This is a genomic window from Arthrobacter sp. STN4 (genome assembly GCF_024539665.1).
Taxonomy (GTDB): domain Bacteria; phylum Actinomycetota; class Actinomycetes; order Actinomycetales; family Micrococcaceae; genus Specibacter.
This window is the reverse complement of sequence record NZ_JAKZGX010000023.1, coordinates 39,603-59,502: the sequence shown is the minus strand read 5'-3', so window position 1 is coordinate 59,502 and position 19,900 is coordinate 39,603. Positions and strand designations below refer to the sequence as shown.

Here is a 19,900-nt window from a genome sequence, read left to right as displayed (position 1 = left end):
GCCAGTTCGCTGGCACCGTCGGCGGAGAGCACCACCGGGATGCCCCAGTCCTGCTGGTACAGGTGGCAGGCGGCGTGGTCCGGGATCTCCCCGTTCCCATCCTCCGGACCGTCGCAGGCCGCGGCCCAGGCGCCCGACCTGCCGCACGGACACCACCTGCCACCGGCGCGCGACTCCCGTCCGGGACCCCGGCCGCACGCATCCGGGCCGCGCTAAGATTTACCGGCCGAAGTTCCATCTGTATCCCTGTGCCCGAGGCACCACAACCCGCAAAATCGAACCACCTTCGGCCAACTTCCCGGTGACGCAGGCACTACCGGTCCCAATCCGCCCTCCCTGATCAAGCGTCCTACACGACGGCCGGCGATGCAGCCCGAAGCGGACACAGGCCACGACGGCCGGTAATGCGCGGCGGGCCATGCCGTGATCAGCGAGTCCACTGTGGCACGCAGCGCAAACCTCGCCGGATCGGCGGCACCTCCGGTGTCCATCAGCAACGCCCCGCTGTTGCCAATCAACAGTCAAAGGAAGGGTGCCTCAAAGCTGGTCGTCTTGCTTTGGCGCAGCATCAAGCCGTTGCCGTCGTGCCGGTGGACCTGCATCGACGGTCCAGCTGATGCCTTCCGACGCGGGCTGCCGTGGATCCAGGCGACCCCAAGGTTCGGCGGCGCCGGTGCCCCGGCCAGACAGTGGACGACGGCTACTGGCGGTAGCCCTCAACTTCGCCGGCCGGGCGCACCCGGGCCTCGTCCGGGTTTTCGCCGGCGTGGACACGGGCCTGGCGCTGGCGCAACAGGTCCCAGCACTGGTCCAGCTGGATCTCGATGGACCTCAGCTGTGCCGTGTGCCCGGGCTGCCTGGCCTGTTCCGGACCAGATTCGCGCAGTTCCTGTTCGGACTTGACCAGTTCCTCGATCTTCTGGCGCACCTCATTGTTGTCCATGCCACATCTCCTAGGCTGTTGTCCTGCTTCGCTTGGCCCGTCCACACTTACGTTAGTGCGCAATGCCTGCGGCGGCGAGAGCCGCGCCGCAGGCCGGGACCGCGCGAAGCCTGCCCCGGTTCCGTTCCGCCGATTGGCCGCGGGGCGTTCCAGTAGCCGTGGTGCCTTGACTTGCGCCACCGTCAGGAGGAACCTCAGCTCCAACCATGCTGTTGGAGGTCTCCCCGGACCACGGCATGCGGGCAAGGAGGCACCCAGGCCATGTCCAGAAGCAATCCCCGGTACGGGTGGATCCCTGACCTGCCGGACCAGCGTGACTTTCACTTCGCGGCACCGGCGGCCGTACAGGCAAGCCTGCCGCCCGCCGTTGACCTGACCCCCCCACTGCCCGCCGGTCTACGACCAGGGCCGGCTGGGGTCCTGCACCGGCAACGGCGTGGCCGGCGTTCTGCAGTTTGATGCCCTGAAGGAGGCCCTGCCGGACACGTCCACACCGTCACGCCTGTTCATCTACTACAACGAGCGCGTCATGGAAGGCACGGTGAAGTCGGACGCCGGCGCCCAGATCCGCGACGGCATCAAGTCGGTTGCCACAACGGGTGTCTGCGACGAATCTCTGTGGCCCTACGACATCGCCAAGTTCGCACTCAAGCCGAAGGCGGCCTGCTACACGGCGGCCAGGAAGCAGCGCGCCATCGTCTACGCCCGCGTCGGCCAGACGCTGACCCAGCTGAAAGGCTGCCTGGCCTCCGGCTACCCGATTGTGTTTGGCTTCACCGTCTACGCAAGCTTCGAAAGCCCCGAGGTGGCCGCGACGGGCGTCGTCCCGATGCCCGGGTCGGGCGAATCCGTCCTGGGCGGCCACTGCGTGGTGGCGGTGGGCTACGACGACGCCGGCCAGCGGTTCACCATCCGCAACTCCTGGGGCAGCGGTTGGGGCACGGCGGGGTACGCCACCATGCCCTATGCCTACCTGCTGAGCCCGTCACTGGCCAACGACTTTTGGACGGTGAAGTCCACGTCCTGAACCTGCCGGCAGGTAAAGTCGTGCAAAAGCTCCGGCCGGCGCGTCAAACAGGCCGTAGCGCCACGCACGGGAAGGAAGGAGAAGCCCGGCCATGGAAGCCACGGACACGATGGAACGGTTCCGCCAGGCCGTGGCCGGGTGGGCGGCCGGCGATGCCGCGGCCGGGGCGGCTGTCCGGGACCTGGTGGGAAACATCCGCATGGCCGTTCTCGTGGAAGGCGCCAGCGATTCCGCCGCGGTTGAGGCGCTGGCTGCACGGAAGGGCGTCAAGCTCGACGCCGGCGGTGTCGCCACGGTGCCCATGGGAGGCGCGACGAACATTGCCAGGTACGTGGAACTGCTCGGGCCCGGCGGGCTGGGACTTGAGCTGGCGGGCCTCTGTGACGCGGGCGAGGAGCGCTATTTCATGCGCGGATTGGAACGCGCGGGGCTGGGCCCCTGCCCGGGCCGGGGCGCCTTGGAGAAGCTGGGTTTTTTCGTGTGCGTCGCCGACCTCGAGGACGAGTTGATCCGCGCCTTGGGCCCGGCAGCCGTCGAACAGGTTGTCGCGGACCATGGTGACCTGCGCTCCTGGCGGCTGTTCCAGAACCAGCCGGCGCAGCGCGGCCGGCCCGTCGATCGGCAGCTGCGGCGCTTCATGGGCACCCAGGGCGGCCGCAAGATCAACTACGGCCGGCACCTGGCCAACGGCCTGGCCCTGGACAGGGTGCCGGCGCCCTTGGAGGGCCTGCTCTCCTGCATCTGACGTGGCCCACCGCCCGTCCCTGAGGCGTCCGGTTCTGCCAGCCACCCTCCACGGCCTGTGGTGCACGTCACTGCTCGGTACTAGGCTTGATGGCGGAAGAAACACCCCTTCGACCAGCAAGGACAAGCGCCATGACAACGCTTCAGGAACGCCCCCATACCGCCTTGGTCGTCATCGACGTCCAGAACGGCGTGGTGGACGGGGCCTACGGCCGCGACGCCGTCGTCGCCAACATCGGTTCCCTTGTCGGGAAGGCACGTGAGGCCGGTGCGCCCGTGGTCTGGGTCCAGCATTCCGACGAACAGCTCACGGAAGGCAGCGAGGCCTGGCAGTACGTCCCCGAACTGGTCCGCCGCGAACCCGAACCGCTGGTGCACAAGACCTTCGGCGACGCCTTTGAAGGCACGGACCTGGAGGCGGTGCTGGCCAGGGCCGGCGTGGGCCGGCTCGTGGTGGCCGGCGCGCAGACCGATGCCTGCATCCGGTCCACCATCCACGGCGCCTTTACGCGCGGATATGACGTCACGCTGGTGGGCGACGCCCACACCACCGAGGACCAAAGCGCCTGGGGTGCCCCGCCGCCGGAGGCAGTCATCGCGCACACCAACCTCTACTGGCAATACCAGGAGGCGCCGGGCCGCACCGCCGCAGTCACCCCGACGGCGGACGTCAGCTTCACCGGCTGACCCGGCCGGCGGGAGACGCCTCACCCGTCGGCGGAGCCGGTGCCGTTGGCGCTGTTTCGGGTGAACAGGCCGCGGTCCATGACCACACGGTCCCCAACAAGCACCTGGAACTTCGTGTCGGTGCCGCAATCCCAGAGCCTCACGGCCAGGCATTCGCCCGGCATGACCGGGCTCGTGAAGCGGGCCGCCATGGCGCCAAACCCGGCTGCGTTGCCACCACAAACGGCGTGCAGGAGTGCCCGGCCGGCAAAGCCCCATGTGCACAGCCCCTGCAGGATGGGACCGTCGAAGCCGGCCTCCCGCGCGGCGGCCGGGTCCGAGTGCAGCCGGTTCCGGTCACCGCTGAGCCGGTACAGCAGCCCCTGGGCGGGGCTGGTGACGTATTCGACCATGTGGTCGGGCGCCCGCCGCGGTTGCAGCCACCCGTCCGGCTGCGGGCGGGGACCGCCAAAACCGCCGGCTCCGCGGACCAGGAAGATGGCGCGGCTGCCGGCCAGCAGGCGCCCATCCCGCACGTCCGTTGCCTCGGTGGCAACCGTGACGAGCGCGTGCCCGCCGGCATCGTGAACGTCGGCCACCACCGCGCTGACATCGGCCGCACCCTCCACCGGAAGCGGTGCATGCACCGCGAGCCTTTGTCCCCCGTGCAGGATGGACGACGGCGGGAACCCGCCGAAGATGTCCGCCGCACCCCCGGCGCCGTTCCCGGTCAGGGCCAGCGCCGGGAAGCCCAGCACCGAGGCATAGGTGGGCAGCACCTGGAAGGGGGTGCCGGCGCTGTTTTCGGTGGTGAAGGCCAATTCTCCGTGGCCTGGAAGGGCGCCCGCACCGACCCCGAGGGCATACAAAATGGCCGTGCCCGCATCCCAGCTGCGGCGGACGGACCCCAACTGCCGGCCGGCAAGGCCACTGTCAATGCCCATGTCCCATCCCCTACTGCATCGCCAGGCCGCCGCTGACGCTGACAGCCTGGCCGGTGATGAAGCCGGCCCCCGCACCGGCCAGAAACGCGACGGCGGCGGCGACCTCGGCCGCGGTGCCCGTGCGGCGCTTGGGCACCGCCCGCACGATGGTGTTCATGACCTTACCGGTGAGGCCGTCGGCGGAGGTCAGCCCGGCCAGCAGTTCCGTGTCGGTGGGGCCGGGGCAAACCACGTTGATGGTGATGTCGGCGGCCGCGTTTTCCCGCGCGATTGACTTTGCGAAGGCGATGAGGCCGCCGCGTGCCGCCGACGACGCGGCATCGCCAAACGAGCCTGTCTTGCCGCTGTCGGAACCCACCAGGACAATCCGGCCAAAGCCTGCGGCCTGCATGGACGGCAGCACGGCGCGCACGGCGTTCATGGGTCCGCCCAACTCCGTGGCGAGGACCGCGCCGGTGCCTGCCGGCGTCGTGCGTTCAAAGGTTTCCAGCCCGTGCCGGTGGCCGGCGGTGACCACCAGGACGTCGATCCCGCCCAGCGCCGCGGCTGCCTGCGCCACCACTTCGGCGACGGCGTCTGGGTCCGTGGCATCCAGGCGGGCGCATCCGGCACCCGGCAGCCCGGCCGCAAGCCCCGCGGCGGCTTCACGGTTGGCGTGGTAGGTGAAGAACAGGCCGGCACCGGATGCCGCCAGCCCGCGGCACACCTCGGCGCCGATCCCGCCGGCGCCAATGACGAGCACACGGGGAGCAGGGGTCCCGGCCGATGGCGCGGGAGCGTTCGGCATAAACGCCCCGGAAGCAACCGGGCGTTGGTCAGGGACGGCGGGTTCCCCCACCGGGACGGTCACTTGAACGCCGGGATTCCGGTGATGGCGCGGCCGATCAGCAGGGACTGGATCGAATCGGTGCCTTCGTAGGTGTGCACCACCTCCATGTCCGTCAGGTGCCGTGAGACGTGGAAGTCCAGCAGCAGCCCGTTGCCGCCAAGGATGTCGCGCGCTTCCTGGCAGATCCACCGGGCCTTCTGCGCACCGTGCATCTTGGCGATGGAAGCCATGGTCCCGGTCCACTCCCCCGCCTCCTGCAGCTCGGCCATGCGGAAGCACATGAGCTGGATGGCGGTGAGCTCGGCCAGCATGTTGGCCAGCTTGTGCTGGACCAGCTGGTAGCTGGCAATCGGCCGGCCGAACTGCTCCCGCACGCCGGCATAGGTGACGGCGGCCTCGTAGGCGGCGATGGCGTGGCCCAGGCATTCCCAGGACGCCCCGCCGCGCGTCGAGGCGAGCACGGCGGAGGCATCCCGGAATGAGTTGGCGTTGGCGAGCCGGTTCGCCTCCGGGATGCGCAGCCCGTCCAGGGCGATGTCCGGCTGGAGGATGGCCCGCTTGCCCACCTTGCCGGTGATCACGGCGGTTTGGTACCCGTCCGGGTACGTGCCGTCGTCGTTCTTCTCCATGACGAAGGCCTTGACCTTGGCGTCGGCCTCGTCGCGGGCCCAGATGACGACGACGTCGGCGTGGCTGGCGTTGCCGATCCACCGTTTGCGGCCCTTGAGCACCCAGTGGCCGCCGTCGCGGCGGGCGGTGGTCTCCAGGCCCACCGAGTCGGATCCGTGGCCCGGTTCGGTCAGGGCGAAGGCACCGATGAGCTCCAATGCGGCCATGCGCGGGAGCCAACGCTGCTTTTGTGCCTCACTGCCAAGCATGTTGATGGTCCCCATGGACAGGTTCGACTGGACGCCGATGAACGTGTTCATGGAGCCGTCGCCGCGGGACATCTCCACCGTGGCCATGCCGGCACCCAGCCTGCTGAGCCCGGGGCAGCCGTAGCCCCGGATGGTGGAACCGATGATGCCGAGCCGGGACAGCGGGTCCAGCAGTTCAAAGGGAAATTCAGCCCGTTCCCAGTAGCCGTTGATGACCGGCAGCACCCGGTCGTTGACGAAACCGCGGACCCTGAGCATGACGGCGCGGTCGGCGTCGCTGAGTTTGCCCATCAGCAGGTAGGGATCCGTATCCCGGGCGTCCGTCAGCCCCTTGGCCAGGGCTGCCGTGAACTGGTCCTCAATGGTCATAGCTGTACCAGCCTTTTCCGGTTTTGCGGCCGTAGCGGCCTTGTTCGTAGAGTGCGGCCAGGGCGGGGTGGGGCAGGTCTGCGGGGTCGCCGGTTTCGGCGTGGGTGGCCTGGCGGATGAGGTAGCTGACGTCCAGGCCGACGAGGTCCATGAGTTCAAAGGGTCCCATGGGGTGGCCAAGCGCGGTCTTCGCGGCCGTGTCGATGTCCTCAAACCCGGCCACGCCGTCGGCGTAGAGCCGCAGCGCCTCGTCGCGGATGGCGCCCATGAGCCGGTTGGCGACGAAGCCGGGGACTTCCTTGTTGATCAGCACCGGCGCCTTGCCCAGGCTGCGGGCCAGTGCCATGACGGTGTCCACCGTGTCCTGGGAGGTGCCCGGGTGGCGGACGACCTCCACGCACTTCATGACCAGGGCCGGGTTGAAGAAATGCATGTTGCACACCTTTCCCGGCCGGCCCGTGGCATCGGCGACCTTCGAGGAGCCCAGCGTGGAGGAATTCGTGGCCAGGATCGCCCGCGCCGGCGCGGCCCGGCCGAGGGCGGCGAAGATGGACCGCTTGACCTCCAGTATTTCCGTGGCCGCCTCTATGACGAGGTCCGCGTCCGCCGCACCGTCCTCCAGCGAGGTGGTGAACGACAGCCGGGCCAGGGCGGCATCGGCGTCCCCGCGGCCCAGCCGGCCCTTGGCCACCGAAGCGTCCAGGCGGGCGGCGAGCTGCCCGCGGGCCGCGGCCAGGGACTCCTCCGCAATGTCCTGCACGGTGGTCGTGTAGCCGGCCAGGGCGGCGACCAGCCCGATTTGCGAGCCCATCGCCCCGGACCCCACGACCAGGATGTTCTTGATCTCCATGGCCTAGTTCCCTTCGAAGCGGGCCGGGCGCTTTTCCAGGAACGCGGCCGCGCCCTCGCGCTTGTCATTGCTCGTATACAGCAGGGACTGGGCCAGGCGCTCGAGCAGCAGCCCGGTGCGCAGGTCCGTCTCGGCACCGTTGGTGACCACCAGCTTGCCCAGCCGCACGGCCAGCGGCCCCTTGGCCAGGATCAGCCCGGCCGTGCGTTCCACCGCGGCCCGCAGCCCCTCCGGCGCCGTCACCTCCGTCACGAGCCCGATCCGCAACGCCTCCCCGGCATCAAAGATGCGCCCCGTGAGGATCAGCTCCACCGCACGGCCCTTGCCCACGAGCCGGGAGAGCCGCTGCGTGCCCCCGGCCCCGGGCAACACGCCCAGGTTCGTCTCCGGCAGCCCGAACCGGGCCGTGTCCGCCGCGATGCGGATGTCGCAGGACATCGCCAGCTCGTTCCCGCCGCCCAGGGCAAACCCATTGATCGCCGCGATGGTCGGCTTCTCGTACGCCTCCACCGTGTCATAAAGCCCGGCCATGGCCCCGGACAGCCCGTCCGCCATGGTGTACCCGGCCAGCTGGTTGATGTCCGCCCCGGCCACGAACGCCTTCTCCCCGGCACCGGTGAACACCACCACGCCCACCTCCGGGTCCTCCCGCCATGCGGCCAGGACCTCGGCAATCTCCTCCAGGACCGTCCAGTTCAACGCGTTGCGGGCCGCGGGCCGGTTGATCGTGATGGTCCCCAGCCCGTCCCGGACCCCGGTCAGGATCGTCTCGTAACTCATCGTGCTCCTAACGGAAGGCCGGGATGCCGGTGATGTGGCTGCCCAGGATCAACGTATGGACCTCGTCGGTGCCCTCATAGGTGCGCACCGATTCCAGGTTGTTCGCATGCCGCAATGGCGAATAATCCAAGGTGATCCCGTTGCCGCCCAGGATGGCCCGGGCATCACGGCAAATCTGGATTGCTTCCCGGCAATTGTTCAACTTCCCCACCGAAATCTGCACCGGCTCCAACGTCCCGGCATCCTTCATCCGCCCCGTATGGATTGCCAGCAACACCCCCTTTTGGATCTCCAGCAACATGTTGACCAGCTTCTCCTGCGTGATCTGGTACGCCGCCAACGGCTTGTCGAACTGCAGGCGCTCCAACGAATACGCCAACGCCGCCTCATAGGAATCCCGTGCCGCACCCATCGCACCCCAAATAATCCCGTAGCGGGCCTCGTTCAGGCAGGAAAACGGCCCCCGCAACCCCCTCGCCCCCGGCAGCAGCGCATCCGCCGGCAACCGGACATCCGCCAGCTCAATGTCGCACTGGATCGAGGCCCGCATCGACAACTTCGGCTCAATCGGTCTCGCCGTGAACCCGGGCGTGTCCGTGGGTACCAAAAAACCCCGCACACCCTCATCCGTCATCGCCCAAATCACCGCGATCTGCGCGATCGAGGCCAACCCGATCCACCGCTTCGCCCCCGACAACACCCAGCCGTCCCCGTCCCGCACCGCACGCGTCGCCATCGAGGACGGGTCCGAACCCGCCGTCGGCTCCGTCAAACCAAAACAACCAATGACCCTGCCCTTCGCCATCCCCGGCAGCCACGCGTTCTTCTGCTCCTCCGAACCCCACTTATGGATCGCGGACATCGCCAACGACCCCTGCACACTCACAAAGGTCCGCAACCCCGAATCCCCCGCCTCCAACTCCATCGCCGCAATCCCGTACTCCACCGCCGACCGGCCAGGACACCCATACCCCTTCAAATGCATGCCCAACAGACCCAGCGCACCCATCTCCCGCGCGATCCCCACCGGAAAATGCGCATCCTCAAACCACCCGGCAATGTTCGGCCGGATCCGCCCATCCACAAACTCACGCACCCTCCCCCGCAACGCCAACTCATCGGCAGAAAACAAGGCATCAAGGTTCAAGACGTCGGAGCGCTTGGCGGTCTCCGTGGCGGTGGTCATGGCGTTCATCGGATTCCTTCAGTGGTGGGGAGGGGGCTGGCGAAACGGTCGCGCAGGTGGAATTTTTGGATTTTTCCGGACGGGGTGCGGGGCAGCTCGCCCAGGATTTCCAGGCGTTCGGGCCAATAGGGCTTGGCGACGCCCTTGTCCGTGAGGAACTGCTGCAGGTCGGAAAAGGTCAGGCCGGCACCTTCCCTGAGGACGACGGCGGCGCAGGCCATCTCCTGCAGGCGCGGGTGCGGGATGGCCACAACGGCCACCTCTTCGACGAGGGGGTGTTCGTAGAGCACGTTTTCAACGTAGGCGACGGGGATGTTTTCGCCGCCGCGGATGATGACGTCCTTGGTGCGCCCGGCAATGCGCAGGTAGCCGTCCGCGTCGATGCTTCCGAGGTCGCCGGTGTCGAACCAGTCGCCGTCCAGGAGCGCGCGGGTCTCCTCGAGGCGGCCCAGGTAGCCCTGGAACAGGAAGGGCCCCTGGATCTGCAGCCTGCCGTCGGTGTCCGCCGGCAGCTCCACGCCGTCGAGGTCCACGATGCGGATCTGCATGCCGGCCAAGGGGCGTCCGTCGCTGGTGAAGATCTTTTCCAGCGGGTCGGCGGGGTGACCCATGGTGACGAGCCCGCATTCGGTCTGGCCCCAGCCGCCAAAGACGCTCATGCCGGGCAGTTCCCCGTGCGCCTGGCGGACCATGACGCGGGGAATTGGGGCGCCCATGCAACAGAAGCGTTTCAGCGAGGAAACGTCGTGGCGGTTGAGGTTGCCGGCGTTGAGCAGGTCGTGGAGGAAGGGCGTGGCTCCGGAGGTGTGCCCGATGCGGTGGCGTTCCACCAGTTCCACGAAGGTTTCCGCGTTCCAGGTCTCCTGGAACACGCCCGTGGCGCCCAGCTGCAATGGCAGCGACACGCCGTAGAGGTAGCCGGTGAGGTGGGCGAAGGTGGAGGCCATGTGGATGACGGCGGAGTTGTCCATGCCCAGCTTGTCCGGCCACGGCATGCTGCCGGCGACGAGCGTGTTGTGGGTGTGCATGACGCCCTTGGGCTCGCCGGTGGTGCCGGAGGTGAAGATCAGCAGCGAAACGCTGTTGGGGTCCGGGCGGAGCGCTGCCAGCCCGGCGGGGTCGCGGCGTTCTTCCCACGGCGTTGCCATGAAGTCTTCCCAGCTGGTGAAGCCCTGGGCCGGCCCGGGACCGGCGTCGACCACCAGCACGTGCTCGAGGGTGGGCAGTTCCGGCCGCAGCCGCGCGATCATGGCGGGATAGTCGTAGTTGCGGAAGGTGGCTGGAACGATGGCCACCCTGGCTCCGGCGCGGCCCATCATGAAGCCGATCTCGCGGTCCCGGTAGACGGGGATCAGGGGGTTCGTGACGGCCCCGATCCGGACCGCGGCGTAGTGCGCCACGAGCCATTCGCGCCAGTTGGGAAGCTGGATGGAGACCACGTCCCCGGGCCCAACGCCGAGTTCCAGCAGTCCCAGCGCGCACCTGTCCACCTGCTGCTTCAGCTCCCCATAGGTGGTGCTGCCGCGGGAGTCGACGCTGGCCGTTTTGTCCGGGGTGGCCGTGGCCGCCTCGTCGAGAAAGTCGGCCAGCGTCTTGTTCTGCCAGAGGCCGGCTTCTGCGTAGTGCTGTGCAAGGCCCGGGTTGAAAATGGTCTCAAAAGTCATTGTGCAACCTTTTGTGCTCGTCGGTGGGGGATGGCTGGGCTTCGCGGACGCACGTCAGCTCATGGTCAGGCCGCCGCTGACGGACAGCGTCTGGCCGGTGATGTAGGCCGATTCGTCGGAGGCGAAAAAGGCGACGGCGTTGGCCAGGTCGGACGGCTCAGCCAGCCTGCGCATCGGGATGGCGCGTTCCAGGGCCGTGCGCAGTTTCGGGTTTTCGGCGCTGATCGCGGCGAAGAGCGGGGTGTCGGCGGGCCCGGGGCAGACGCAGTTCACGGTGATGTTGTGGCGGGCCATTTCGCGGGCCGCGGTCTTGGTGAAGGCGACGATGCCGCCCTTGGCCGCCGAGTAGACGGCCTCCCCGGAGGAACCGACCCGTCCGGCGTCGGAGCCGATGTTGACCACGGCGCCGTGCCCTTGCCCGGCCATGACGGCGAGCACGGCCTGGCTGCAGTGCAGGGTCCCGTAGAGGTTGATGGCGATGACCCGGTCCCAGTCGGCAACCTTGCTGTCCAGGAAGGGTTCCACCTTGTCCCAGCCTGCGTTGTTGACGAGCACGTCGATCCGCCCAAACTCGGCCACGACGCCGCGGACGAACCCATCCACGGAGTCGCGGTCGGTGACGTCCGCCGCCACGCCGACCGAGCCGTTACCGAGGGCGTGGGCGGTTTCCTTGGCGGCCGCCTCGTTGATGTCCCCGACGACGACGGTGGCGCCTTCGGCAGCCAGCTTTTCGGCGATGCCCCGGCCGATCCCGCTGCCGGCACCGGTGACGATGGCAATTTTGTTTTCAAGCGTTCCCATGGTTGGTGCTCCGTTGCTCTTGATGGGTCTCAGGGGTGTTATGGCGTTTCTCAGGGTGCGAATTCGCGGCCGACGGACTGGCGGGCGATGATCAGCTTCATGATTTGCGCCGTGCCGTCACCGATTTGCAGGCCCAGGACGTCGCGCATGCGCTGCTCAATCGGATTGTCCGTCATGTAGCCGAACTGGCCATGCAGCAGCAGGCAGGAGTTGATGACGTCGTAGGCGGTTTTGGGTGCCCACCACTTGCTCATGGCGGCCTGGGCGGTGTGCGGCAGGCCTTCGTCCTTCAGCCACAGCGTCTGGTGGCACAGCAGCCGTGCGGCGGTGAGCAGGGTTTCGCTTTCGGCCAAGGGGAAGGAGACGCCCTGGAATTTGCTCAGCGGCTGGTCGAAGGCCTGGCGGGCGGACACGTGTGCCCAGGTTTCCTCGACCGTGACGGCGGCCGCGCCGATGCACTGCAGGCCGATCAGTGCCCGGCTGAAGTCAAAGCCCTGCATGACCTGGGTGAATCCGGCGCCCTCGGGCCCGACCAGGTTTTCCTCCGGGATCCAGGCGTCGGTGAAGTGCACAAAGCCGCGCGTGACGGCCCGGGTGCCCATGTCGCTGACACCCTCAACCTGCAGGCCGTCCCCGGACCGGTCAACGAGGAACGCGCTGATGCCACGCCCCCGCCCGGCGTCCGGGTCGGTTTTGGCAAACACCACGGCGGCGCCGCACTGCTGGGCGAAGGACATGGACTTGGTCCCGTTCAGGACCCAGCCGCCACGCCCGCGTCGCGCAGTCAGGGAAGGGTTGCCGGCGTCGGAGCCGGCGCCGGGCTCGGACAGGCCGATCGCCACGATGTCCTCGCCGCTGGCAATACGGGGCACCCAGGTGGCCGCCACGGCGGGCGTGGCGCTCCGGACCAGGATTTGGCCCACGAGGGAGCCGACCACCTGGAGGTAGGCGACGTTGAAGTCGCCGCGCGCGATTTCCTCGGTGATGAGCCCCGAGGTCAGCCGGGGCTCGCCGCGGCCGCCCAGGTCCACGGGCAGCTCGGGGGCGATGAGCCCGCGGGCGCCGATTTCGCGGCGCAGCCCGGGGTCGATGCCGCGGTCGATTTCGCGCTGCTTGTAGCCTGGCGCGATCATCTCGGCCACCAGGCGGGCTTCCTTGACATACTGCTTCTGCGTTTCGCTGAGTGTGAAGTCCATGATGTCTTCCTTGGTGCCGTCAGTGGGTGAGGACGCGGCTGTTGAAGTCGGGCTGGCGCTTTTCGGCGAAGGCTGCAGCCCCTTCCAGGCCTTCGGGCGAGGCGGTGAACAGGTCAAGGGCTGACATCGCCAGGTTGCTGAGGCCGGCCTGGTGGTCCGTGTCGGCGTTGAACGACTGCTTCAGGAAGCGGATGGCGGTGGGGCTCTTCGCGGCGATCTCCGCAGCCCAGGCCTTGGCCTCGGCCAGAAGCTCCGCCGCAGGGACCACCGCATTGACCAGGCCCCAGCGTTCGGCCGTGACGGCGTCGTACTGGCGGCACAGGTACCAGATCTCTCGGGCGCGCTTCTCCCCCACCACGCGGGCCAGGTAGGCCGAGCCGAAGCCGGCGTCGAAGGAGCCGACCCGGGGGCCGGCCTGGCCGAACCGGGCGGTGTCGGCGGCGATCGTGAGGTCGCACAGCACGTGCAGCACGTGGCCGCCGCCCACCGCGATGCCATTGACGGCGGCGATGACGGGCTTGGGGATGTCGCGGATGAGCTTGTGCAGGTTGCCGATTTCAAACATGCCCGATTCCGTGGGGCCGTAGTCGCCGGTCTCGGCACGCTGCTTGACGTCTCCGCCGGTGCAGAAGGCCTTTTCGCCGGAGCCCGTGAGGATGACGGCCTGGACGGAGCGGTCGGCCCAGGCGGCACGGAAGGCCTTGATGAGTTCATCGACCGTGCGGCCGCGGAAGGCGTTGAAGCGCTCGGGGCGGTTGATGGTGATGACGGCGGTGGGGCCGTCGACTTCATAGATGATGTCTTCAAAGTTGGTCACGGGGAACTCTTTCCTTAGCTCAGGTCCAAAAGATGGGAATAGCTTTCGCGGTGTTCGGCAGCCACGACGGCGCCCAGCGCCACCGCCGTTTGCTTCCGGACGTACGTTTCAAAGTCAAAGCTGCGTTCGAAGTACCAGCGCTTCAGCGCCCAGGCATGGGCCAGCAGCAGCAGGTTGTAGGCAAAAAGTTCGGCGTCGACGCGCACCAGCCACCCGGCGCGGATCGCGTCCACGACGGCCTGCTGGAGCGGTGCCACGGTGCTCACTTCCATGTCCTTGATCTTGTCCCGGCCTTCGGCACCCAGGGACTTGGATTCCCGGTAGGACAGCACGGCCGCATCGCGGTGGTCGTTGATGACGGTGCAGTAGGCGGCGAATCCGGCCGCGATCCGCTCCACGGGATCTGTCCCGGCCGCCTCGATGGCCGCGGGCACCTGCACCTCGAAGGCATCCAGCACTTCCACGATGACGGCCAGCAGGAGGTCTTCCTTGTTGCCAAAGTAGCGGTAGATCAGCCCAACGCTGACGGATGCCTCTTCGGCAAGTGCCTGCATGGACACGGCGTCGGCGCCATCGCGTTCCATCAGCCGGGCCGCCGCACTGAGCAGTTGCCGCTTGCGCAGGGAGGCCCTGGCTGCGGTGGCTGCCTTGGCAGGATCGTCCAGGCGGGTGGATGGTGCGGGACTCATGAATGCCTCACTGAATTGGTTTTCATTGAAAATGAACCTTGGTTCATTTTCAATGAGACTACATTCAGTTTTTAGGGTCGTCAAGGGTTTTTACGCTTCCGGGCCGGGAAAAGTTTCCGTTCCCCCAGGCACTGCCGGCACTACGCGCCGGCCCCGGGCGTGTCCCGGCACGGCAGCGCGGCACGGAACCATAGGCTTGCTTGATGGACAGTGAAATTCCCGAGGTGCTGGAGGGCCAAACCTCCATCAACGAGCTCCTCGTTGCCCTGGGCGAGCCTCCGGTGGAAAGTTTCATCCTTGAAGCCGCCCCGGACGACGCCGCAGAGCTGTTCACCGATGCGCCCATGCTCCCCGGCTTCGCCTGACCGGCTTTTCCTGACCCACTGAGCCGGGAATGTCTGGCCCGGGAACGGCGTCAGGCCCCGACGCCGCGCGGGGCCCTGGGGCATAGCGGTGCAGCCCGGGCGCTGCGGTGCAGCCTGGGCGTTAGGGGGCCGACTGCGCGGCGGCCCGCAGGACCCCGCGGTGCTGCGTGGCACCGTAGGAGACGATGCTGTCCCGGCCCAGGATCCGGCGGGCCACGCTGTCCATGGTGGGGGCGTCGTTGTCGAACGCGGTGTGCGTGGTGGCGGTGCTGCGCGCATCGAGCGGACCGCCGGCCGCGACCGACCACACGGCCTCCGCGACCCCGGCGGCAGGCGCTTCCTTGAACAGCGCAGCCAGCCCCGGGTCCTCGTTGATGCACTGTTGCAGGCCCAGGATCGGGGTGCCGGGCGTGGAATCCAGTGCGGCCCGGACCAGGTAGAGCAGCGACTTGTGGTAGATGCCGAAGGTGTTGTCCGCGAGCGCCAGGTCCTGGTGCATCCCGAACAGCGCCAGCCGTTGGATGCCCGTGCCCAACAACGGTTCCAGTCCCTCCTTGAAGGACGCGGTGCGCAGGGCGGGCACCAGCAGGTTGCAGCTTTTGACGCCGGCCGTCCCGTCCCGGACGACGGCGGGCACGAAGTACCGCTGGAAGTTGGCCCCCGCGCTGAAACCGGCGGCGTGGACGGACACCTGTCCCGGATGCGCCGCCACGTAGGCCCGGAGCGCATCCGCCACGTAGGCGGCGCCGCCCCCGGGTTCCGAGGCGAGGCGTGCACTGTCCTTCATGGCCGCCCACACCTCCGGCCCGCCGATAAACCGCAGCAGGTCCTCGATGAGCCCGTCGGTAACGTCGGTGTCCGCGGCATCGGAGACCGCGCCCGGCCCGGCGGGCGCGGGGCCGGGCAGGGGCGCCGGCACGGTGCCGGCAACCACGGGCACCGCCGCCCGATGACGGCCCGCCAGCGGCGCGGCCGCGTCAAGTTCCGCATAGTGCTGTGCCAGCAGTTCGCCCAGGGTTTCCCAGAAACCGGTGTGCCACACAAAATGGACGGGGTAAATGCCGTTGGCCAGCCACCAGGGGATGTCGTGCAGGGCCTGGGCCAGCGCCTTGCGTTCATCCACCAGCCCTCCGTGTGCCCAAAAAACCACCGGCACCCCTCCCCCGCCGCGGGCCTGCACAAAGGCCGGGAGGTGGGTGGCGAAGATGGCGTCGACGTCCGCCGGCGTGGTGTTCAGTTCGGCGGTGGTGGCAAACTTGCCGTCCTGCAGTTCGACGACATGGGGGCGCAGTGCCGCCAGCTGCACCGGGGTGGGTGCCGGCGTTCCGGCGAGACCTGGACCATGTTCCATGACGGGCTCCTCCACAAAGGGTGCTTCGGCTGATGCCATGGTGTGCAGCTGCCGGGGCGGGTGTCAAGGGCGGTGCGGGCGCTAAGGTGGAAGGCATGCACGCACCCGCAGAGCCGGCCCCGTTCCCGTTGGCCGTGGCCCGCACCGCCCTGGAATTGTTCGCCGGGCACGGCTTTGACGCGACCAGCGTGGACCAGATTGCCGCCGCCTGCGGCATTTCGCGCAGCACCTTCTTCCGGCAGTTCGGTTCCAAGGAGGATGTGGTGTTTGCCGACCACGCCGCCCTGCTGGAGCTGCTGCGCGGGTTCCTGGCCCGACCGCACGAGGACCCGTGGCTGGCCGTGTGCGAGGCCGCCGAGCAGGTTTTTGCCCACTTCGCGGCGGAGGACGCGCCGGCCGGGCTGCGCTATGCCGTGGTCAACGCGCACCCGGCCTTGCGCGACAAGGAACTGGTCACGGTGTTCCGTTATGAAAAGCTCTTCGATGCGTACCTGCGCGGCGCCCTGCCGGCCCTCGACCCGCTGGTCCCGGTCCGCTTCGCCGCGGCCGTCATCGCCACGCACAACTACCTGCTGCGCGAATTCATGCGCGGTGCCCGGCCGGTGACCGGGGCACAGATGCGTGCGGCGCTCGACGACGTCCGCCGGCTTTTCGGGGTCCTCGACGGCCCGGCGGAACCCGCCCGGGGCGGTGCCCCGGCAGGCGGTGCCGCGGCAGGCGGTGCCCCGAAAGGTGCTGGACAGGCCGTAGGGGGACACGCGGGCGTCACCCGGGCGGGCGGGGCGTCCCGGGCCGCGGACGACGTCGTGGTTGCCGTGTTTTCCCGGTCGACACCGCCGGCGGACATCACGGCTGCGGTGCGGAGGGCACTCGACGGCACCACCTGATACCCAGTTTCACTTGACGTGGGACTGAGTTTCACGACAGACTGGCGGCAGCCAATAAACCTACCCGCCAAGGATGCCCCATGCCCGACTACGACGTCAGCGAACCCCTCGACACCGACTATTTTGACGCGTTCGCGCAGCTGAGCCCCGAGGACCGGAAGGTGTGGGACCGCGCCCGCAGCCTGGCCGCCGAGGCGCTGCCGCAGATCAACGACTACTGGGACCGTGCCGACTACCCGCTGCACCTGGTCAGGCGCATGGGCGAGCTGAACCTGCTGGCGGACGGCCTGGAGGTGCCGGGGTTGGAAACGATGTCACCCATGGCCGCCGGGCTCGTGAACATGGAGATTTCACGCATCGACGGCTCCCTGGGCACCGTCGTGGCCGTCCAGGGCGGGCTGGCCATGAGGTCCATCGCCTACTTCGGCTCCGACGCGCAAAAGGAGCGCTGGCTGGGCCCGCTGGCCCGCGGCGAGGAATACGGCGCCTTCGCCCTGACCGAACCCGACCACGGCTCCGATTCCGTGGGGCTGACAACCAGCGCACGCCGGGACGGGGACGAATGGGTGCTCGACGGCGAAAAGAAGTGGATCGGCAACGGCTCCGTGGGCGGCGTGACCGTGGTCTGGGCCCGCGTGGCGGATGCCGGGGCGGACGACGACGGCGGCGTGCGCGGCTTCCTGGTGGAGCAGGACACGCCCGGCTACGAGGCCGAAACCATCACGGGCAAGGGCTCGCTGCGGGCCATCTTCCAGGCGCGCATCTCGCTGAACGGGGTGAGGATCCCGGCGTCGAACGTCCTGCCCGGAAGCCACACCTTCAAGGACACCTCCAAGGTGCTCGTGGCCACGCGGCTGGGCGTGGCGTGGTCCGCGCTGGGACATGCCACGGCCGTCTATGAGGCCGCCCTGAGCTACGCGAACCAACGTATCCAGTTCGGCAAGCCGCTGGCCAGGTTCCAGCTGGTGCAGGAACGGCTCACCCAGATGCTGGCCGAGCTGACCGGCATGCAGCTCATGTGCGTGCAGGCCGCCACCCTGGATGCCGCCGGCACGCTGCTGCCCACGCAGGCGTCCATGGCCAAGTACAACAACACCCGCAAGGCCCGCCAGCTCGCCGCCATGGCCCGCGACATGCTCGGCGGCAACGGGATCCTGCTGGAGAACCACGTGGTCCGCCACCTCATGGACATCGAATCCATCCACACCTACGAAGGGACCGAAAGCGTCCAGACGCTGTTGATCGGACGCGACATCACCGGCCAAAGCGCCTTCGCCTGACCCCTGCCGGCCACCGGCGCCGGGCTATTTTTTGGCGAGCAGGCGCTGCACGCGCGGCTTGACCTCGGTGGCCAGCAGCGTGATCGATTCCAACAGGTGCGCGTGCGGCAGCCCGCCGATGTCCATCTGCAGGAAATGGCGCATGTGGCCCAGGTAGCCGTGCAGGTGCACGATCCGTTCCGCCACCTCGTCCGGGCCGCCCACGTAGTAGGCGCCGGGGGCGTCGGCCTGGGCCAGGAACGCACCCCGGTCCGGCGCCGGCCAGCCGCGCAGCCGGCCCATTTCCACATTGAGGTTGTACCAGCCCGGATAGAAACGCTCCAGCGCCTCCTTTTTGCTCGGAGCCACCAGCCCCAGCGCCGCCACGGACACCTTCAGGCCGTCGGCGGCCTGCCCCGCCTGGACGGCCGCCTTCCGGTAAAGCTCGGCCAGCGGGGCAAACCGGTGCGGCGCGCCGCCGATGATCCCATAGGAAATGGGCAGTCCCAGGCGCCCCGCCCGGGCGGACGACGACGGGCTGCCGCCGGTGGCGATCCAGAGCGGCAGGCTGCCCCGCACGGGGCGTGGGACGACGGCGAGGTTCCCGATCGCCGGGCGCACGGTGCCGCTCCAGCTGACGTTTTCACTCCCGGCATTGTTCAGCGCCATGAGCAGCTCCAGCTTCTCCGAATACAGCTGGTCATAGTCACGCAGCTCGTAGCCAAACAACGGGAACGTTTCCACGGACGAGCCGCGGCCGGCCGTGATCTCGATCCGCCCGCCGCCGGAAATTGCGTCGGCGGTGGCGAACTGCTGGAAGACGCGGACAGGGTCATCGGTGCTGATGATGCTCGCCGCGCTGCCCAGCACGATGTGCGAGGTGGCTGCGGCCGCAGCCGCCACCACGGTGCCGGGCGAGGAGGCCGGCATGGACACGGTGTGGTGCTCGCCCACGCCAAAGTAGTCCAGGCCCGCCCGGTCCGCGTGGACGATGGCCTCAAACAGGTTCCGGACCCCCTCAGCCGTGGACCCCGGCGTCCCGTCCGGATTCAGCGGGGTGTCACCAAAACTGTACGCACCGATTTCCATGCCGGCCTCCCTTTTTTCAATACGTTGTACAGAAGATCATATTCTCAACAGATTATTTGGACAAGTCCGCGACACGCCCGAGGGGGCCGGGCCCGCGCGCCGGTGAACGCCTGTTCCCGACGTTGCGTAATAGGAACGAACTTTGCAGATACTTTTCACGGGGCGGTTATATAGTTCAGGTAAGGGCTCAAGGAGGATGTCGCAATGATCACTTACGACCACGTCGTCAAAGGCATGTTGGTTATCGACTCGGAGGGACGCGAGGTTGGCAGGGTCAGCCATGTGGAACCGGCCAATGAGAAAATCGCTGATTTTGAGGAAGCCGCCAGCGTCTCCACCCAGGATCCCATCAACCTGATGCTGACCGCCATTTTCGGTGCCACCCCGCGCGTGCCCAAGGAGTTGTCCGCACGCCTCTTCCGCGCCGGCTTTGTCAAGATTTCCGGCCACGGCCTGTGGTCCGGCAGCCGTTTTGCGCCGATGGCTGCCATTGACAGGGTGGACGATTCGCGCATCTATCTCTCCTGCACCGCCCACCAGCTGGACACCATGTAGCCGGAGTCCCG

Annotated in this window: 22 protein-coding genes; 8 read left to right on the top strand and 14 right to left on the bottom strand. The window is 68.1% G+C overall.

Going from position 1 to position 19,900, the window contains the following annotated elements:
* Positions 1-216: hypothetical protein (locus MMF96_RS15010; protein WP_256883985.1), on the top strand; the 216-nt coding region annotated here is incomplete at its 5' end.
* 484 nt (positions 217-700) lie between these two features.
* Here the strand turns inward: MMF96_RS15010 and MMF96_RS15005 are convergent.
* Entirely contained in the window at positions 701-943 is a 243-nt protein-coding gene (locus MMF96_RS15005) for a DUF2630 family protein (RefSeq protein ID WP_176618083.1), read from the bottom strand.
* Positions 944-1,379: 436 nt separating this feature from the next.
* Here MMF96_RS15005 and MMF96_RS15000 point away from each other — a divergent pair, with 436 nt between their 5' ends.
* From MMF96_RS15000 to MMF96_RS14990, 3 genes are all read left to right on the top strand, one after another.
* Positions 1,380-1,970, top strand: coding sequence for a C1 family peptidase (locus MMF96_RS15000; protein ID WP_256883984.1), 591 nt, complete (start codon positions 1,380-1,382; stop codon positions 1,968-1,970).
* Positions 1,971-2,061: 91 nt separating this feature from the next.
* Positions 2,062-2,715, top strand: a complete 654-nt coding sequence (locus tag MMF96_RS14995; RefSeq protein WP_256128051.1) for a TOPRIM nucleotidyl transferase/hydrolase domain-containing protein — start codon at positions 2,062-2,064, stop codon at positions 2,713-2,715.
* Positions 2,716-2,846: 131 nt separating this feature from the next.
* Entirely contained in the window at positions 2,847-3,401 is a 555-nt protein-coding gene (locus MMF96_RS14990) for a cysteine hydrolase family protein (RefSeq protein ID WP_256883983.1), read from the top strand.
* A gap of 20 nt (positions 3,402-3,421) precedes the next feature.
* Here the strand turns inward: MMF96_RS14990 and MMF96_RS14985 are convergent, their stop codons facing one another.
* Genes MMF96_RS14985 through MMF96_RS14935 form a run of 11 tightly spaced genes read right to left on the bottom strand, consistent with a single transcriptional unit; the run spans position 3,422 to position 14,383 of the window.
* Positions 3,422-4,324, bottom strand: coding sequence for a MaoC/PaaZ C-terminal domain-containing protein (locus MMF96_RS14985; protein ID WP_176618080.1), 903 nt, complete (start codon positions 4,322-4,324; stop codon positions 3,422-3,424).
* A 10-nt stretch (positions 4,325-4,334) separates the two neighbouring features.
* Positions 4,335-5,111 (bottom strand): SDR family NAD(P)-dependent oxidoreductase, encoded by a 777-nt coding sequence (locus MMF96_RS14980; RefSeq protein ID WP_256883982.1) that lies wholly within the window; start codon positions 5,109-5,111, stop codon positions 4,335-4,337.
* Positions 5,112-5,170: 59 nt separating this feature from the next.
* The gene (locus tag MMF96_RS14975; protein ID WP_256883981.1) at positions 5,171-6,400 is read right to left on the bottom strand and encodes an acyl-CoA dehydrogenase family protein; all 1,230 of its coding nucleotides are present in this window, start codon (positions 6,398-6,400) and stop codon (positions 5,171-5,173) included.
* On the bottom strand, positions 6,390-7,250 hold the full coding sequence (locus MMF96_RS14970; protein ID WP_256883980.1) for a 3-hydroxyacyl-CoA dehydrogenase family protein: 861 nt from the start codon (positions 7,248-7,250) through the stop codon (positions 6,390-6,392). The genes MMF96_RS14975 and MMF96_RS14970 overlap by 11 nt, the downstream gene beginning before the upstream one ends.
* Before the next feature lie 3 nt (positions 7,251-7,253).
* The gene (locus tag MMF96_RS14965; RefSeq protein ID WP_256883979.1) at positions 7,254-8,030 is read right to left on the bottom strand and encodes an enoyl-CoA hydratase/isomerase family protein; all 777 of its coding nucleotides are present in this window, start codon (positions 8,028-8,030) and stop codon (positions 7,254-7,256) included.
* A gap of 7 nt (positions 8,031-8,037) precedes the next feature.
* Positions 8,038-9,216, bottom strand: a complete 1,179-nt coding sequence (locus MMF96_RS14960) for an acyl-CoA dehydrogenase family protein (protein WP_176618086.1) — start codon at positions 9,214-9,216, stop codon at positions 8,038-8,040.
* A gap of 5 nt (positions 9,217-9,221) precedes the next feature.
* Positions 9,222-10,880 (bottom strand): AMP-binding protein, encoded by a 1,659-nt coding sequence (locus MMF96_RS14955; RefSeq protein WP_176618075.1) that lies wholly within the window; start codon positions 10,878-10,880, stop codon positions 9,222-9,224.
* A gap of 54 nt (positions 10,881-10,934) precedes the next feature.
* Complete coding sequence (locus tag MMF96_RS14950) at positions 10,935-11,681, bottom strand: SDR family NAD(P)-dependent oxidoreductase (protein WP_176618074.1); 747 nt, start codon at positions 11,679-11,681, stop codon at positions 10,935-10,937.
* Positions 11,682-11,731: 50 nt separating this feature from the next.
* A complete protein-coding gene (locus tag MMF96_RS14945) occupies positions 11,732-12,877 on the bottom strand; it encodes an acyl-CoA dehydrogenase family protein (protein ID WP_176618073.1) in 1,146 nt (381 codons plus the stop codon).
* 19 nt (positions 12,878-12,896) lie between these two features.
* Entirely contained in the window at positions 12,897-13,694 is a 798-nt protein-coding gene (locus MMF96_RS14940) for an enoyl-CoA hydratase-related protein (protein WP_176618072.1), read from the bottom strand.
* 14 nt (positions 13,695-13,708) lie between these two features.
* The gene (locus MMF96_RS14935; protein WP_176618071.1) at positions 13,709-14,383 is read right to left on the bottom strand and encodes a TetR/AcrR family transcriptional regulator; all 675 of its coding nucleotides are present in this window, start codon (positions 14,381-14,383) and stop codon (positions 13,709-13,711) included.
* 203 nt (positions 14,384-14,586) lie between these two features.
* Here MMF96_RS14935 and MMF96_RS14930 point away from each other — a divergent pair, with 203 nt between their 5' ends.
* Positions 14,587-14,748, top strand: a complete 162-nt coding sequence (locus MMF96_RS14930; protein WP_176618070.1) for a hypothetical protein — start codon at positions 14,587-14,589, stop codon at positions 14,746-14,748.
* A gap of 121 nt (positions 14,749-14,869) precedes the next feature.
* On the opposite strand, the gene MMF96_RS14925 is transcribed toward MMF96_RS14930, so the two are convergent.
* A complete protein-coding gene (locus MMF96_RS14925) occupies positions 14,870-16,099 on the bottom strand; it encodes a hypothetical protein (RefSeq protein WP_176618069.1) in 1,230 nt (409 codons plus the stop codon).
* Between the two features lie 95 nt (positions 16,100-16,194).
* Between MMF96_RS14925 and MMF96_RS14920 the strand changes: the two genes are divergently transcribed.
* Positions 16,195-16,986, top strand: a complete 792-nt coding sequence (locus tag MMF96_RS14920) for a TetR family transcriptional regulator (RefSeq protein WP_256883978.1) — start codon at positions 16,195-16,197, stop codon at positions 16,984-16,986.
* A gap of 80 nt (positions 16,987-17,066) precedes the next feature.
* A complete protein-coding gene (locus MMF96_RS14915; RefSeq protein WP_256883977.1) occupies positions 17,067-18,266 on the top strand; it encodes an acyl-CoA dehydrogenase family protein in 1,200 nt (399 codons plus the stop codon).
* A gap of 24 nt (positions 18,267-18,290) precedes the next feature.
* Here MMF96_RS14915 and MMF96_RS14910 read toward each other — a convergent pair whose 3' ends face one another.
* A complete protein-coding gene (locus MMF96_RS14910; protein WP_256883976.1) occupies positions 18,291-19,334 on the bottom strand; it encodes an LLM class flavin-dependent oxidoreductase in 1,044 nt (347 codons plus the stop codon).
* Positions 19,335-19,538: 204 nt separating this feature from the next.
* On the opposite strand from MMF96_RS14910, the gene MMF96_RS14905 reads away from it, so the two are divergent.
* Positions 19,539-19,889 (top strand): hypothetical protein, encoded by a 351-nt coding sequence (locus MMF96_RS14905; protein WP_256883975.1) that lies wholly within the window; start codon positions 19,539-19,541, stop codon positions 19,887-19,889.
* Positions 19,890-19,900 lie beyond the last annotated feature (11 nt).

Excerpts from the sequence above, each read along its gene's own strand:
- MMF96_RS14905 (WP_256883975.1), top strand. The coding sequence starts at position 19,539 with ATGATCACTTACGACCACGTCGTCAAAGGCATGTTGGTTATCGACTCG.
- MMF96_RS14975 (WP_256883981.1), bottom strand. The coding sequence starts at position 6,400 with ATGACCATTGAGGACCAGTTCACGGCAGCCCTGGCCAAGGGGCTGACG.
- MMF96_RS14970 (WP_256883980.1), bottom strand. The coding sequence starts at position 7,250 with ATGGAGATCAAGAACATCCTGGTCGTGGGGTCCGGGGCGATGGGCTCG.
- MMF96_RS14995 (WP_256128051.1), top strand. The coding sequence starts at position 2,062 with ATGGAAGCCACGGACACGATGGAACGGTTCCGCCAGGCCGTGGCCGGG.
- MMF96_RS14965 (WP_256883979.1), bottom strand. The coding sequence starts at position 8,030 with ATGAGTTACGAGACGATCCTGACCGGGGTCCGGGACGGGCTGGGGACC.
- MMF96_RS14985 (WP_176618080.1), bottom strand. The coding sequence starts at position 4,324 with ATGGGCATTGACAGTGGCCTTGCCGGCCGGCAGTTGGGGTCCGTCCGC.
- MMF96_RS14950 (WP_176618074.1), bottom strand. The coding sequence starts at position 11,681 with ATGGGAACGCTTGAAAACAAAATTGCCATCGTCACCGGTGCCGGCAGC.
- MMF96_RS14955 (WP_176618075.1), bottom strand. The coding sequence starts at position 10,880 with ATGACTTTTGAGACCATTTTCAACCCGGGCCTTGCACAGCACTACGCA.
- MMF96_RS14930 (WP_176618070.1), top strand. The coding sequence starts at position 14,587 with ATGGACAGTGAAATTCCCGAGGTGCTGGAGGGCCAAACCTCCATCAAC.
- MMF96_RS14925 (WP_176618069.1), bottom strand. The coding sequence starts at position 16,099 with ATGGAACATGGTCCAGGTCTCGCCGGAACGCCGGCACCCACCCCGGTG.
- MMF96_RS15005 (WP_176618083.1), bottom strand. The coding sequence starts at position 943 with ATGGACAACAATGAGGTGCGCCAGAAGATCGAGGAACTGGTCAAGTCC.
- MMF96_RS14915 (WP_256883977.1), top strand. The coding sequence starts at position 17,067 with ATGCCCGACTACGACGTCAGCGAACCCCTCGACACCGACTATTTTGAC.
- MMF96_RS14990 (WP_256883983.1), top strand. The coding sequence starts at position 2,847 with ATGACAACGCTTCAGGAACGCCCCCATACCGCCTTGGTCGTCATCGAC.
- MMF96_RS14980 (WP_256883982.1), bottom strand. The coding sequence starts at position 5,111 with ATGCCGAACGCTCCCGCGCCATCGGCCGGGACCCCTGCTCCCCGTGTG.
- MMF96_RS14945 (WP_176618073.1), bottom strand. The coding sequence starts at position 12,877 with ATGGACTTCACACTCAGCGAAACGCAGAAGCAGTATGTCAAGGAAGCC.
- MMF96_RS14910 (WP_256883976.1), bottom strand. The coding sequence starts at position 19,334 with ATGGAAATCGGTGCGTACAGTTTTGGTGACACCCCGCTGAATCCGGAC.
- MMF96_RS14920 (WP_256883978.1), top strand. The coding sequence starts at position 16,195 with ATGCACGCACCCGCAGAGCCGGCCCCGTTCCCGTTGGCCGTGGCCCGC.
- MMF96_RS14960 (WP_176618086.1), bottom strand. The coding sequence starts at position 9,216 with ATGACCACCGCCACGGAGACCGCCAAGCGCTCCGACGTCTTGAACCTT.
- MMF96_RS14935 (WP_176618071.1), bottom strand. The coding sequence starts at position 14,383 with ATGAGTCCCGCACCATCCACCCGCCTGGACGATCCTGCCAAGGCAGCC.